This is a genomic window from Wolbachia endosymbiont (group A) of Sphaerophoria taeniata, assembly GCF_947250735.1.
Classification (GTDB): domain Bacteria; phylum Pseudomonadota; class Alphaproteobacteria; order Rickettsiales; family Anaplasmataceae; genus Wolbachia.
In genome coordinates this window covers 343,727-357,857 of the sequence record NZ_OX366344.1, presented here as the reverse complement: position 1 = coordinate 357,857, position 14,131 = coordinate 343,727, and the positions used below count along the sequence as shown (strand labels likewise).

The following is a 14,131-nucleotide window of genomic DNA, read 5'->3' as shown; positions in this document are numbered from 1 at the left end:
AAAATAAAACGTTTTTTCAAAATATGGCAAATAGAAGCAGCAGGATTCGAATTAGAAGCTGTTAAGCTGGTTAAAGAAACAGAAGTAAAAAAATAGCAAAAGATCTAGGCATAGATGGCAGTATGTTAAGTAAATGGGTAAGAAAATATGATGGAAAAATGTCAGAAGCATACGCATTTCCAGACAAAGGCTCCTTATGACAAAGAAAGATTTGATCTAAAAAAAGAACTAGCAAGAGTAACAAGAGAAAGAGACATTAAAAAAAAAGCCCTGACCAAACAAAAAGAGTAAAGTATTCTTTTATATAGAAATTGCTATAAAATACAGGAACTATGTAGGGTTTTAGACATATCTGCTGGTGGTTATTATAAATGGGTTGCTAAGGGAAAAAGCAGTAAGGAATTAGCAAGAGATGGGCTTCTAGCAGATATTCAAAAAAAGCATCCAAATGCAGATCCCTAAAATTCACGCTGAATTAAAAGCTTTAGGCAAAAATTAAAACAGTACAAAGTGTTATGCAAGAAAATGGCATTAAAGCCAAACTTAGACGAAGGTTCAAAAATAAAAAACAGCAAATAAGCAACCGAGTTGTGGCTCCGAACACATTGGATCAAAAATTCACCACTGATCAGCCAAATAAAGTTTGGGTAAACGATATTACTTATATAAAAACTAAGGAAGGTTGTTGGCAGCAATAATTGACCTATATTCACGTATGGTAGTTAATGAGTAGCTCAATAAATAAACAATTGGTTATTGACTCTTTATTGATGGCCGTTAATAAGCGCAAACCCGATAAAAATCTGCTGTTACATAGCGATCAAGGGTCACAGTATACCTCTCAAAATTACCAATTTCTATTGAATACAAAAAACATCATTTCCAGCATGAGCCATAAGAGCTGTTGTTACGATAACTCTGTTGCAGAAAAGTTCACTCAAAAGGGAGCTGCTTATTGATACTTTTCGCTCAACAAAACAGAACTGCCATATTTGAATACATAGAAATCTTTTATAACAAACAACGTAGGCATTCTACTATTAATTATTGCATTCCTGCACAATTTATTCTCATGACAAAAACGTCTTAACTTTCTCTCTACTTTTTCTGGGTAAGGTCAGTCTGAAAGAACGAGAAAATTAATAGAAAGTGTTGGATGTAAAGTTTTATTTTTGCCGCCATACTCGCCTGATTTAAATCCAATTGAGAAGTTCTGGTTTGCCATCAAGCATGCCATAAAAAAAAGCGCTGCCAAGCTTTTGGCCCGATATCAATTCGGCTATTGATTTTGTTTTTCAGCACTCGGGGAAACCTTACTTAGGTTAGCTATATACAGCATATTTATAAGTATAATAAGATTATATTAAAATTTACTTACTTATTAATATGCTTGATTAGATATAAGTAAAATGTCATATGGGATGGCTTTGTTAGCTGCTTTAGGTGGTGATAAATGGATAGTCAAGCAAAATTACATTTGTAACTTTACTTGACTTGTCCGTTTTTTTATATCTTTATTACAATCATAACCTCTAGCCCTAAATTACACCTCTTGCTGTATTAGATGGACGTAGAACAGGACCCAATTTTGCGTTTAGTTGTTCTGGAAGACTTTCTAAAAGATCCATAACTAGTTTTGGCTGCTCAGGCTCAGCAGAATCAAGATTACTGCTTGGTTGTGAATCTTTCGGTTGCACGGTAGAGCAAGCTTCTTCGTATGATGGTGGTTGTTGTACTTCTGAAAGATTTGGGTACAATCTTGGCTGCTTAGGTCCATCGTATGGTGGTGCCGAAGGTTTTTTACCATAATCGCCTACTTCTGTTTCTTCTTGTTCTAATTTCTTCACATCTTCAGTATTAGTTGCTTTATCTACATATTTTGGTCCTTCTATAAAGTCTTGCATTTCTTTTGCAAAACTATGCTCTAGATAACAACTTGCTAAGTAAGCTACACCTGCTATTATAAGTGCTAACGTTGCAACAACCAAAAATGGAGTTGCTGTATACATAAGAGCCTCTAAAAAACCACCACCTTTAGTCGTTACATCAAATGCTATCAATGGAGCAATCAATAAAGACATTGCGACAAAACCAGAAGTACAAAGTGTACGATATACTATTTTATTATAATGCTTTATTTTCTTTATTTTACTGTTAAGGCTTTGATATATTTCGTGAATGTTAGTGTTGTTAACATACTCTTCTAGTTCTTCTGAAATCTCAGCCTCTAATTCTTTAACATCATTTTTTAGTATAGAATAGTATTTTTGCTTCAATTGAACACTCAATACTGATTTACCACCATCCAGAACATTTAAAATATCTTTTTTGCATAACTCAATTTCTTTAGAAATTTCAGAATTGTGTTGTAGCTGAGCTTCTTGTATATCTTGATCCATTTTGGCCTGTAATTTTTTACTGATCTCATCAAAATCTTTAGATAAATTCCTGTGAACAAGGTATTTTAATATAATAGGTAAAGCTAGTGCATTTCCTCTATAAAGTGAAGATAAAAGCTGCAAAGCGAAAGAATTAGGTATTGCTTCTCTTGGTAGAGTTAAAGTTAAAGTTGAATCGTAGGGATACTCGATAACTAACTTTACTGAAGAATCTTTGAATCCTTTTCGATCATCTATATGAAATACCCTTTTAGCAAAGAAGTTTTCTAATTTCTCAAAAGGACAACAGTTTTTCTCTAATTTTACTTTTATAATACTGCTTAACATTGCAACCTCACTAATTATTTTATGCACACAGTTTAACACTATTTTAATTACTTGTCAAAAGAGTGTAATTATTAACTATAATATTTAATTAATAAGGCTTTGTTTTTTTAATAAGAAGCAATCTAAGATAGACGGCTGCTATAGCTAAAGTGACTTAGGTTTACCAACGATTTGAAAAACAACAAATTCGTCATTCCGCTACTCGTTAGCGGAATCTATGTTGAGATACCGCGGCGGTATGACGTGGGAAAACCTTTCTTGGGTTAGGTGTGCCGTAGAGACACAAAGAATGTTCAAGTAAGAGCAAACTAAGTGCAAAAGCTACGCAATAGATGAGGGTGGGCCCCTCGGAGCCGGTTTACAAGAGCAGGCTTCAAACAACTATAAGCTGCTTTGGCAAGGTAGTGAGCGTTATGGAAAAGGCATAATTATATGTCATGTAAGGAATGGAGAGATGAACGAAAGTGAACCACTGATGAAGTGTCGAAACCTTTTAAATGACTTCAAAACCAGGGGGTTGTTTGTAACCTGGGATAAATCTATCGGGAGCTTGTTTACCGGATAGGTGGCGTACGGCATAGAGGTGGCGTGAATCTATTTTGGGCTATTGCGTGGAACTGCGGGAACCTGTCGTTTCGATGATAAGGGAGAAGTCCAAAGAGCTGATCTCTAAGGATGAGAGTACCGACGCGAGAAACAGGGGCGGATCAGCTCGTAGTAGTGAAGAAGTTTCTGTAATGGAAATGGAGCGAAGGGGCTGAGTTATTCAGTTTTAATTATTTGTCAACCAGAAATGGGATGAGCAATTGATTAAAACAGAGTCCTTGATTATGCTATAATTAGTAGCAAGGGCCGAATAATGGGAGCTGTGTGAGTCGAGAGGTTCATGCACAGTTCTGTGAGAGGCTGGTGGGGAAGGTCCGCTGGTCTACTCTCCCTATATACAGCATATTTATAAGTATAATAAGATTATATTAAAATTTACTTACTTATTGATATGCTTAATTAGGTATAGACAAAATGTCATATGAGATGGCTTTGTTAGCTGCTTTAGGTGGTGATAAATGGATAGTCAAGCAAAATTACATTTGTAACTTTACTTGACTTGTCCGTTTTTTTTATGTCTTTATTACAATCGCAACCTCTGGCTTTGAGTTATACCACTTGCTGCATTGTATTGGATGGAAGTAGAGGAGAATCAAGATTACTGTTTGGTTGTGAATCTTTCTTATTGCATGACGATGCTAAAAGTTCTTCTGAAAGATCTGGGTACAATCCTGACCGCTTAGGTGGTGCCGAAGGTTCTACCTTATCATTCATCTCACAATTGCCAGAAAGATCTATTACATCGCCTACTTTTGTTCCTTCTTGTTCTAATTTCTTCACATCTTCATTAGTTGCTTTCTCTGCACGCTTTGGTCCTTCCATGAAGTCTTGCATTTCCTTTTCAAAACTTTGCTCATAGTGCCTCTGCACTAGGTAAACCGCACCTGCCAGTGCAAGTAGTGTAGCAGCGATTGGAAATAGAATTGGTAATGAGTAATGAATGAAGAAATAAAGCATAGAGTAGTGGAATTCACTAGGCCCTGCACATGATTGACAAAAAACTGCAATAAATGGCATGCATGCCATTCCACAAACCATAGCGGAAGAACACAGTAATACAATTTTTACATTGTTTAACATTTCAATTTTTTTCGCTTTACTATTCAGACTTGAATATGTTTCTCCAATATCAGTATTATCCTTAACATAAGCTGTTAGCTTTTTTTCCATTATCTCTATAAGCCCACTATTTAGTATAGAGAAATATTTGGATGGATAAGAATTTGATTTTGTTTTACTACCGTTAAAAAGGTTTTTGATGTCTTCTTTATATAACTTAATTTCCTCGATCTTAGATGCAGTTTCAGTTATTTTTTCACTCTTTTTAACAAGCACTTCACCCTGTTCAACATCCACTTCTTACCAGATAACTCAGCTGTCTCTTCACACAATAGCTTCCGCTCGTCCTGTAGCTTTTTTAGCTCCTCATCCATTACACCTTGCAACTTTTGATTTAGTTTATCCAAATCATCTTTGGCTTCTTGAAGTAAATTTTTATGAGTAAGGTATTTTAATAAAATCGGTAAAATTGAAGGATCTTTTTTATAAGTAAAACACAAAGCATCCAGAGTAACAATATCAGGTATTATTTCTCTTGGCAGAGTTACAGCGTATCCTGAAATCAGATCTGCTAGGTACTTTTCTTTATCACCATCAACTGACTTAAGAAATTCTTTGTTACTAAATATCTTAGCTAGTGCTTTCGTATCCCAGCCACTAGCTTGTTTTATAATATCATTTAACATCGTAACCTCATTAATTATTTTATGCACGCAGTTTAACACTATTTTAATTACTTGTCAAGAAAGTGTAATTATTAACTATAATATTTAATTAATAAAGCTTTGTTTTTTTAATAAAAAGCAATCTAAGAAACTCTCATCGCTGCCTTTTTGTTAACAGTGGTATTAGACTTCAAGTTACTGCAAAAAATGTTTTAAAACATAGTTGATATCTTGACTTTATCTAGTTAATACTCCAAATTATAAAAAAACAGATAGTTCTATGATGACAAGTCTATTACAAGGCAAAAAGGGGTTAATAACTGGAATAATAAATAAGAGATCAATAGCATGCGGTATAGCAAAAGCTCTCTCAGAGCACGGGGCAGAACTTGCAATCACCTACCAGAACGAAATAGTAAAAGAAAAATTATTACCGATAGTAGATGAATTAAATGTGGAGCTAATATTACACTGTGACGTTTCAAATGAAAAAATCATAGATAACGCTTTTGAAATAATAGAGAAAAAATGGGGTACTCTTGACTTTTTGGTACATGCAATAGCATTCTCCGATAAAAATGAGTTAGATGGTAAATATGTCAATACTTCACTGAATAACTTCCTCAATGCAATGCATATATCGTGCTATTCTTTCACTGCTTTAGCGCAAAGAGCTGAAAAAATGATGTCAGGTGGTGGTAGTTTACTTACTTTATCTTATTATGGCGCTGAAAAAGTTATGCCAAATTATAACGTTATGGGTTTATGTAAAGCAGCACTTGAAGCAAGTGTAAAATATATAGCATGTGATCTCGGGCCACAAAATATCAGAGTAAATGCAATTTCCGCTGGTCCAATCAGAACTTTAGCATCTTCTGGAATAAGCGATTTTCACTTCATATCAGAATGGAATAGAAATAATTCTCCGCTTAGACGCAATGTTACAATAGAGGATGTTGGCAAGGCAGCGTTATACTTATTAAGCGACTTAAGTAGTGGCACTACTGGAGAAATTTTGCACGTCGATTCAGGATATAACGTTGTGGGAATGAAGGTGGTTGACTAACAAAGCACTAGTTCCTTCGGGTTCATACACAACTCTATCAGGAGTTTTGTGAATGTGATTGCAGAAAACATCGAACATAAAATTCCTATTGATAAAGTGACAGAAAAGCCTCTAATTGCTCCGCTGCCAATAATGAACATTATTCCTGCAGCAATGAGTGTTGTGATATTTGAATCCAGTATTGTCTTTATAGCGTTTTTAAACCCTTCTTCAATAGCACGTTCCACTCTCTTGCCAGATTTGATTTCCTCGCGAATTCGCTCAAATATTAAAACATTTGCATCCACCGCCATACCGACAGTGAGTGCAATACCTGCAATTCCAGGTAAAGTTAGAGTTGCTTCAAGCAGAGTGAGAATTGATAATATAAGAATTACATTAGAAAAAAGCGCAACAGAAGCTAATATACCTAATTTGCCGTAAGTGATAATTATAAATAAAGCCACGGCTATAATAGAGATTGTTGCTGCCATTTCCCCTGCCTTTATTGATTCTTCTCCAAGGCTTGGGCCAATGTTTTTTTCTTCAATTATTTTAAGTGGTGCTGGCAGTGCTCCAGATTTTAAAAGTATTGCAAGTTCGCTTGCTTGTTTTTCAGTGAAATTACCGCTAATTTCTCCCTCTCCATTTAAAATTGGCTCACGTATTGTAGGTACTGTTAAGACTGTGTTATCCAGAACAATTGCAAAAGGTTTTCCCACATTTTCTTTAGTGATTTTCGCGAATCTTTTACTCGCTATGCTGTCAAATTTAAAATGCACTGTTGGTTTACCTAAGTGACCAAATCTAACTGATGCGTTAACCAGCGAATCGCCACCTATTTCAGTTTTGCGGAATATTGGATAAGAATTACCTAAAGAATCCTTGAGCATGACAGTAGTTTCGTGATCTATATCCTGCACCTTGGCTATGTTAGTGTTTGCCAAATGAAAAGCTAGCTTAGCAGTTTTGCCAAGCAGAGATTTTATCTGCTCGGTGTCTTCTACTCCAGGCACCTGCACTAATATTTTATTCTGCCCTTGTTTTTGAACGCTGACTTCCTTTGTGCCAAGTTTGTCCAAACGGCGCTGGACATTGTTTATTGATTCTGCAGCTACTTCACTGATCAAAGAATTTTTATAATGGGGTTTATACGAAATGAGAATTGAAGAATCTTTTCTATTTAGCTCTAAATTTGGATTTATCGCATTAATCAACACAGATGCTTTTTTATAATCATCAATATTATTTAAAGTTACAATTACTTGTTCGCTATTTTGTACGTTAGATTCAATATTTTTTGTTAGCAATGTCTCTTTTATCTCACCTGCTAGCATGCCTAGCTTTTCCTTAAAATAGAAGTCTAAGTCTATGTTTAGAAGCAAAGATGCCCCTCCTTTCAGGTCAAGGCCTAAGTTTATTCTTTTTTTCGAAATAAAAAGCTTATTATCAAAGAAATTTGGCAGTGTTATGTATAAAGCAAGTAAACAGATGCATAACACTGAAAAAGATTTGACTATAAGCTTATTGTACATAAGTTGTAGGTTTAAAATTGCAGTGTAAGTTAAAAATAGATTTTTGTAAAATTCTCTATTGCCCAAATAACCTATCCAAGTAGCTATAGAAACAAAAAAACTTCCTTGACAAACTCCGCCAGACCCCTTATCACGAAACTGAAGGTATTCAGTTATCTTCATCTATGCAGATTAAACAGCAAGAAAACAACGTAGTTGGCGTCTTATTTTTAATTTTTTGCACTATGTGCACCTTATGTCTTCACAACATTTCTGGGTTTTTACCCACACAAGCTGAAACGCGCTTATAAGTCATTTAAGACAGTATAGTACGCCAATTTGCAGGATTAGAGAGTGACAACTAGCTAACACGGGATTTCTTTTGCCTTTTTTTCTGCTTAGTAAATTTCTTAAACATTTGAACTAAGGTAAGCTGCACTTAAAAGCAGCTAAATTGCAGTGTTTAAGACTTAAAAAAGGCCAATACTGAAAGTAGACAATGACTAGGGCTTCTTTTGCCTTTTTTTTCGTTTGGTAAATTTCTTAAATATTTATGGCTAAACGACAACCGTCATCCCGCTACGTGTTAGCGGGATCTCTTGTTAGCGGCTGAGATACCGCGAATGAATCGCGGTATGACGGTTAAGTATCCCGCTACGTGTTAGCGGCTAAGAGATACCGCAGCGGTATGACGGTGTAGATAGTAATTCGTCATCCCGCTACGTGTTAGCGGGATCTCTTGTTAGCGGCTGAGATACCGCGAATGAATCGCGGTATGACGGTTAAGTATCCCGCTGCGTGTTAGCGGCTAAGAGATACCGCGGCGGTATGACGGTGTAGATAGTAATTCGTCATCCCGCTACGTGTTAGCGGGATCTCTTGTTAGCGGCTGAGATACCGCGAATGAATCGCGGTATGACGGTTAAGTAGGGTGTCATTCCAGTCTGGGATCCAGTCTTTATTATGCAGCCACTTGGTTAAAATTAAGTTTTCTGGATCCCAGTGTCTGGGCACTGGGATGACAAGAAAGAGGCTACTTGGATGACACCCTGACAACCGTCATCCCGCTGCTTGTTAGCGGGATCTATGTGAGATACCGCGGCGGTATGACGTAGGACTGCTGTCATGCAAGTACTAGAATCCAGTAAGCTTATTTATGCATATAAAAGGTTATTATTTTGTAAAGGCAAAGTTGCTTTTGGTTTTAAGTTAAAGTACAATAAATGCAAAGGCTCATATGATGAATTAAACTCGATCCAAGTAGTCAGCTACTCGGATGACATCAGAGAGATGGTAACCGAAGTTCATGCAATACACGCTACCAAAGTGTTTAAATAATTAATTAGGTTAAGGTTTGGTATTCAAACAGTCATACATATGCTAGTCAAAATAGGTACCAGAGGAAGCAAGCTTGCAGTTGCCCAGGCTTTGGAAGCAAAACAAAAGTTGCTGGACTCTTTTCCTAACTTATCTATTGAAATTGTTAAGATAAAAACTTCTGGAGATAAGTATGCAAACGCAAATCTTGCTGAAATAGGAGGTAAAGGATTATTCATTAAAGAAATTGAGGCTGAATTGCTCGAAAATAATATAGATATGGCAGTTCATTCGCTAAAGGATGTGCCTGCGTTTTTCTCAGGGGGTTTAACAATTCCTTGTGTTTTAGAAAGGCTAAGTCCATGCGATGCGTTTATTTCTCATAAACACAATAGCCTTGAGTCTTTGCCACAGCAGGCTACTATTGCCACTTCTTCAATAAGAAGAAAAGTTCAGTTGTTAAATGTTAGACCAGATCTAAATATAATATCGCTACGTGGAAATGTAACAACTAGATTGCAAAATCAAAGTTTTGATGGAATAATTCTAGCTGAAGCAGGACTCATAAGATTAGAAAAGAATCACTTAATTACAGAGGTATTGCCACCAAAAGTTATGTTAAGTGCAGTGGGACAGGGAGCGATTTGTATTCAATGTAGAAGGAATGATGTAAAAATTATCGATCTTGTAGAGAAAATTAATAATAATATGTCTTTTATAAGAGTGAAATCAGAGCGCAGTTTTATGAAGACAGTGAATGGTTCATGTTTTACACCACTTGCAGCTTTGGCTGAATATGTGAACGAAAATATGCTACACCTTTGTTGTATGTTAGCAAGTGGAAAAAATATATACTTCACTGAGCGCACTTCATTTATAGAAGATGCGGAGAAAATGGGTATGGATGCAGGACTAGAGTTGAAATCAAAATGCTTATAAGCTTACCTAAAGTACGTGGAATCTATCGTTATGACATCTTAATGTCTAAAGCGACGTGGTTAAACGTCGGTGGACGAGCTGATGTGTTATTTAAACCATGTGATATTGAAGATTTAACATACTTGATTAAAAATACTGAACTGCCAGTTAGCGTTATTGGTGCAACATCCAACATAATAGTACGAGATAGTGGCATTCGAGGAATAACAATAAAATTAGGTAAGGAGTTTGCATATATTAAAAGTAAGGGTAACAACTCCATTGTTGCAGGTGGTGCTGCGCTGCTCAGGAACCTTGCTTACTTTGCAGGAGAGCAACAAATTAGTGGACTCGAGTTTCTAGTTGGAATTCCAGGAACAGTTGGTGGCGGAATAGAAATGAATGCAGGTGCGTATGGTAGTGACATCGCAAGCGTTGTACAATCCATAAAAGCAGTGAACCTAGAGGATGGAAACCTATATGAGTTCTCCAGCAAAGAAATGGGATATTTTTATCGTGGACATAGCTTAAAAGGAAATTGGATTTTTGTTGAAGCTGAGTTTAAAGGAGTAAACTCAGAGCATGAGCTTATATTGCAAAGGTTAAAAGAAATTGTTGAGAAAAAAAATAAAAGCCAGCCAATAAGAGGAAAAACTGCTGGGTGCATATTCAAAAATCCAAAAAACTACCGAGCATGGGAGTTAATTGATAAATCTGGCTGCCTAGGGTTAAATATTGGTGGAGCTAGAATCTCTAAGAAACATTGTAACTTCTTGCTCAATTACGATAATGCAACTGCATCTGACTTGGAAAACCTTGGCAACAGAGTAAAAGATGCAGTGAAGGATAAATTTAATGTTGAACTTGAGTGGGAAATAAGGGTTTTGGGTGGCTATTAAACAGTTTTTATAGCTGCTGTATATTCTAATCTTTCCTAATGACTCAGCATGATCGTAACCTTTCACACTTAATTAAACAGACTAAATTCTGTAATTTTGGGATGTTGAAAAATTTACCTTACGTTGTTATTCCAGCGCATAACGCTGAAATCCAGATTTATAGAAACGAAAAAACTTGCTTGACAAGTTTCGCCGGCCCCCTTATTATGATAATGAAGGTATTCAGTTATCTTCATCTGTGCAGATTAAACAGCAAGAAAACAACGTAGTTGGCGTCTTATTTTTAATTTTTTGCACTATGTGCACCTTATGTCTTCACAACATTTCTAGGTTTTTACCTATATAAGCTGAGTCGCGGTTATTAAGTGTTTAAAACATAAAAAAAACGCCAATGTTTTAAAATAGATATTAACCGGGGCTTCTTTTGCCTTTTTTTCCATTTGGTAAGTTTCTTAATGTTTGTAGCTAAACGACAACCGTCATCCCGCTACGTGTTAGCGGCTAAGAGATACCGCGGCGGTATGAAGGTTCGCGGCAGCATGACGATAAGCTCGTCATCCCGCTACTTGGATGACAGCAGATCACCTCTTCACAAAAATTTTATCAGTAATACGCATATCAATAATACTCCAATCGCTGAAAGTAAAATCAGTTGTATTGTGTAAGTGGTTTAAATAGTCCCATGCACTAGAAGGGTTATCTTCAGGCAGTTTCACTGTGGAATCGTTATCAAGTATGATATTCCATCTTCTATTCCCTATATAAGCAAAAGAAGAAATGTGGTCACTTAATTGAGTTTTACTCTCTAACACATCTCTAACAAATTCTAGGTTTGATAACGAGTTTTGTCCTGTAATTGCAACAAGATCATCTACTGGATAGTCATCTACGATCACTTTGCCTTCGAAATCAATTACCGAGGTTTTGTTATTATCTTTCCAGAGAGCAAAAGGTTTATGCTCATCTATATTAATATGTAGGGTATTGGGCAAAATTCTGTGAACTCCTACGTATTTTATCCATCTGCTTACGGATTGTATGCTACCGGCAAGTTTTGAAAGTGATATATACAGGATAGGTTGCGTTCTATCTGTCAAACTTAGAATATCCTTTTTGTTTGTAAATTTGTTGCCGCTCACGACTACTTCATCGATTGAAAATCCATTGCTGAGTAATAAACTGGATAGGCACTCATTACACCAAGTAAAGTAGTAATTAAATCGATTTATTATTTTATCAAGTGAACTATAAAGTACTAATGTAAAAAAAAGCGCAGTTATAATAACGAAAGCGCACTTGCGCAAAAAACTCCTTTGGCTTCTAGTAATACTGCTCAACATGACTTAAATCCCTAATATTTTTGTGCTGCAAACTATCTTCAATAATAATTTTAACTAATTCATTAAAATTGATTCCTTTTGCCAATTTTGCAATTTCTGGCACTAACGATAACTCAGTAAAGCCAGGATGTGTATTAATCTCAAGCATTTTTAAAGTGTTATTTTTGGGATTATAACGGAAATCTGAGCGGGAAATAGTTTTACAGCCTAAAAATTGATGAATTTTCAGTGCGTGTTCCAAGGTCATTTTATATATATTGTCAGGAATTTCAGCAGGAAATATATGTTCTGCAAATCCATCTGTATACTTTGCTTCATAATCATAGAATTTATTTTTTGGTCGTATTTCCATAGTGCCAATTGCTTCATCTAGCAATACAGCAGTATGTAACTCTATTCCTGGGACATATTCTTCTATGATCATCAAGTCTCTTGTCATAGAGGTAGCTGACACTGGTTCTTTTTTCTGGATTCCAGTGTCAGCTACTTGAATGACATCAAGTATGATAGCGTCATTTTTAAATTTTAAATGGTCTTCATATGAGGAAACAATATGCACTCCGATGCTAGAACCTTCGTTAATTGGTTTTAAGACGTACGGATAATCGATTTTAATATTATTTTTTAGTAGATCTTCTTGGCTAATTACATAACCTTTTGGAGTGTCGATACTAAGGGATCGAAATATATGCTTTGACATCACTTTATTCATAGCAACAGCAGAAGCCATAACTCCTGAGTGTGTATATTTTATACCTAAGATTTCCAATAAACCTTGAATGCAACCATCTTCACCATAAGGTCCATGCAGAGCGATAAAAGTAAGGCCCGGATTAATTTTTTTAAGCTTTTCAGCAATGTTGCTGTCAACATCTATTTCTATTGCATTATATGAAAGGCTATCAAGTGCCTTCTTTACGGCTTTTCCGCTCATAAGCGACACTTCTCTCTCGCAAGAAAATCCACCACTTAAAATTGCTATAGTTGGAATCATGAGCATTCTATGTTTTGCTATATAGCATATAGAAGATACTTTTATCTTCAATAAAAACCTGCTTCTATAGCTAAAAATTTATCAATGAATTAATATTAACTTAGTATTAAATAATGTTAAAAACTTGATAATATGATTATTTTCAGCAATAAAAACTAAAGGTTGTGAGAACCGTTCATTTTGGAATCTGTATACCTATCCTCAAAAGATTATGAACAGGTTCTCATGACTATAATCATCTGGCAGGTGATCAATAATTGTTATAACATCGTGTTGTTGATTAGATTCCTCTAACTCTTCTTCCTGTTTTTCCTGATTAATTTTTGGCAGCGTTACTCACCAGTCTATTAAGTGATAGTCATAATTATAATCATCTAGCGGGTGATCAGTAGTTGTTATAACATCTTGTTGATCAGATTCCTTTAATTCTTTTTCCTGTTTCTCCTGATAAATTGTTGTTTCAGGTTTCTGCTCTGTATTTAACTCTCCTTGATTATCGTCTAATCCAATGGCTTTTAATTCTTCTGCTACATTTCTTATAAAGCGGTTTTCGTTGGGAGGAATACCGTACTTTTCCTTATTATACAAACTTAGAGTAAAGTAAATCGCTGTTGTCAAGTCATGATGAGCTACAGATCCACTGTTATGAGGGTAGCGGTGATTATTCGAGGTTGCATGAACTGTTATTCCATCCCCCAGATTTGTTGCACTACGAAAATCTGTTAAGTTGTTATATATAAAACCTTTAACAGTATGATCTGTGTTCATATCTAAACCATATCTCTCTTGGTAGGCATGAAAAATATGATTAGCGTATTTTTCAATCATAAGAAGATCTTTATCATCTAATTGATCGTAATGTATTTCATACTTGAAGTTTGTTCCTTCAATATTGATTGTTTTTGAGTTTGGTAATACTACTTTATGCTTTATACTCTCTTTAGCGTGATTTTCCATTTTGATGCCTCTAAATTTTATAATACTGTCATCCTACTAAAAGTTATATAATAATTCGTTAATTCTATATTTAACATAATCTTTCGTTGTT

The 14,131-nt window shown here is 35.5% G+C and carries 11 protein-coding genes and 2 pseudogenes; 6 read left to right on the top strand and 7 right to left on the bottom strand.

Annotation, left to right across the window (positions count from 1 at the left end; all coding sequences use genetic code 11):
- Positions 1-21 precede the first annotated feature (21 nt).
- Both OOK84_RS06815 and OOK84_RS01725 read left to right on the top strand, forming a co-directional pair.
- A pseudogene (locus OOK84_RS06815) lies at positions 22-1,090 on the top strand (IS3 family transposase).
- A gap of 49 nt (positions 1,091-1,139) precedes the next feature.
- Positions 1,140-1,286, top strand: a pseudogene (locus tag OOK84_RS01725) (transposase); the annotation flags it as partial.
- 252 nt (positions 1,287-1,538) lie between these two features.
- On the opposite strand, the gene OOK84_RS01720 reads toward OOK84_RS01725, so the two are convergent.
- From OOK84_RS01720 to OOK84_RS01710, 3 genes are all read right to left on the bottom strand, one after another.
- On the bottom strand, positions 1,539-2,726 hold the full coding sequence (locus tag OOK84_RS01720; RefSeq protein ID WP_264732126.1) for a hypothetical protein: 1,188 nt from the start codon (positions 2,724-2,726) through the stop codon (positions 1,539-1,541).
- Positions 2,727-3,881: 1,155 nt separating this feature from the next.
- The gene (locus OOK84_RS01715; protein ID WP_264732124.1) at positions 3,882-4,688 is read right to left on the bottom strand and encodes a hypothetical protein; all 807 of its coding nucleotides are present in this window, start codon (positions 4,686-4,688) and stop codon (positions 3,882-3,884) included.
- Positions 4,640-5,077 (bottom strand): hypothetical protein, encoded by a 438-nt coding sequence (locus OOK84_RS01710; RefSeq protein ID WP_264732122.1) that lies wholly within the window; start codon positions 5,075-5,077, stop codon positions 4,640-4,642. The genes OOK84_RS01715 and OOK84_RS01710 overlap by 49 nt, the downstream gene beginning before the upstream one ends.
- 259 nt (positions 5,078-5,336) lie before the next feature.
- Here OOK84_RS01710 and OOK84_RS01705 point away from each other — a divergent pair, with 259 nt between their 5' ends.
- On the top strand, positions 5,337-6,122 hold the full coding sequence (locus OOK84_RS01705; RefSeq protein WP_264732120.1) for an enoyl-ACP reductase FabI: 786 nt from the start codon (positions 5,337-5,339) through the stop codon (positions 6,120-6,122).
- Here the strand turns inward: OOK84_RS01705 and secD are convergent.
- Positions 6,119-7,636, bottom strand: a complete 1,518-nt coding sequence (secD, locus tag OOK84_RS01700) for a protein translocase subunit SecD (RefSeq protein ID WP_264732539.1) — start codon at positions 7,634-7,636, stop codon at positions 6,119-6,121. The two genes, OOK84_RS01705 and secD, sit on opposite strands and share 4 nt — an antisense overlap.
- 1,104 nt (positions 7,637-8,740) lie before the next feature.
- Between secD and OOK84_RS01690 the strand changes: the two genes are divergently transcribed.
- The 3 genes from OOK84_RS01690 to murB are packed head-to-tail and all read left to right on the top strand — an operon-like array spanning position 8,741 to position 10,749.
- On the top strand, positions 8,741-8,953 hold the full coding sequence (locus tag OOK84_RS01690) for a hypothetical protein (RefSeq protein ID WP_253309142.1): 213 nt from the start codon (positions 8,741-8,743) through the stop codon (positions 8,951-8,953).
- Between the two features lie 39 nt (positions 8,954-8,992).
- The gene (hemC, locus tag OOK84_RS01685) at positions 8,993-9,871 is read left to right on the top strand and encodes a hydroxymethylbilane synthase (protein WP_264688058.1); all 879 of its coding nucleotides are present in this window, start codon (positions 8,993-8,995) and stop codon (positions 9,869-9,871) included.
- Positions 9,862-10,749: a UDP-N-acetylmuramate dehydrogenase gene (gene murB / locus OOK84_RS01680; RefSeq protein ID WP_253309144.1), complete on the top strand. Its 888-nt coding sequence runs from the start codon at positions 9,862-9,864 to the stop codon at positions 10,747-10,749. Before hemC ends, murB begins: the two co-directional genes overlap by 10 nt.
- A gap of 581 nt (positions 10,750-11,330) precedes the next feature.
- Here the strand turns inward: murB and OOK84_RS01675 are convergent.
- The 3 genes from OOK84_RS01675 to OOK84_RS01665 form a co-directional block, all read right to left on the bottom strand.
- The gene (locus tag OOK84_RS01675) at positions 11,331-12,089 is read right to left on the bottom strand and encodes a cell division protein FtsQ/DivIB (protein WP_264732118.1); all 759 of its coding nucleotides are present in this window, start codon (positions 12,087-12,089) and stop codon (positions 11,331-11,333) included.
- A complete protein-coding gene (locus OOK84_RS01670) occupies positions 12,070-13,089 on the bottom strand; it encodes a D-alanine--D-alanine ligase (protein ID WP_264732117.1) in 1,020 nt (339 codons plus the stop codon). The genes OOK84_RS01675 and OOK84_RS01670 overlap by 20 nt, the downstream gene beginning before the upstream one ends.
- Positions 13,090-13,419: 330 nt before the next feature.
- Positions 13,420-14,040: a hypothetical protein gene (locus OOK84_RS01665; protein ID WP_264732115.1), complete on the bottom strand. Its 621-nt coding sequence runs from the start codon at positions 14,038-14,040 to the stop codon at positions 13,420-13,422.
- Positions 14,041-14,131 lie beyond the last annotated feature (91 nt).

Bases quoted from the DNA above. Each gene is read 5' to 3' on its own strand.
- OOK84_RS01675 (WP_264732118.1), bottom strand. From the start codon at position 12,089: ATGTTGAGCAGTATTACTAGAAGCCAAAGGAGTTTTTTGCGCAAGTGC.
- murB (WP_253309144.1), top strand. From the start codon at position 9,862: ATGCTTATAAGCTTACCTAAAGTACGTGGAATCTATCGTTATGACATC.
- OOK84_RS01670 (WP_264732117.1), bottom strand. From the start codon at position 13,089: ATGCTCATGATTCCAACTATAGCAATTTTAAGTGGTGGATTTTCTTGC.
- secD (WP_264732539.1), bottom strand. From the start codon at position 7,636: ATGTACAATAAGCTTATAGTCAAATCTTTTTCAGTGTTATGCATCTGT.
- hemC (WP_264688058.1), top strand. From the start codon at position 8,993: ATGCTAGTCAAAATAGGTACCAGAGGAAGCAAGCTTGCAGTTGCCCAG.
- OOK84_RS01690 (WP_253309142.1), top strand. From the start codon at position 8,741: ATGCAAGTACTAGAATCCAGTAAGCTTATTTATGCATATAAAAGGTTA.
- OOK84_RS01665 (WP_264732115.1), bottom strand. From the start codon at position 14,040: ATGGAAAATCACGCTAAAGAGAGTATAAAGCATAAAGTAGTATTACCA.
- OOK84_RS01720 (WP_264732126.1), bottom strand. From the start codon at position 2,726: ATGTTAAGCAGTATTATAAAAGTAAAATTAGAGAAAAACTGTTGTCCT.
- OOK84_RS01710 (WP_264732122.1), bottom strand. From the start codon at position 5,077: ATGTTAAATGATATTATAAAACAAGCTAGTGGCTGGGATACGAAAGCA.
- OOK84_RS01705 (WP_264732120.1), top strand. From the start codon at position 5,337: ATGATGACAAGTCTATTACAAGGCAAAAAGGGGTTAATAACTGGAATA.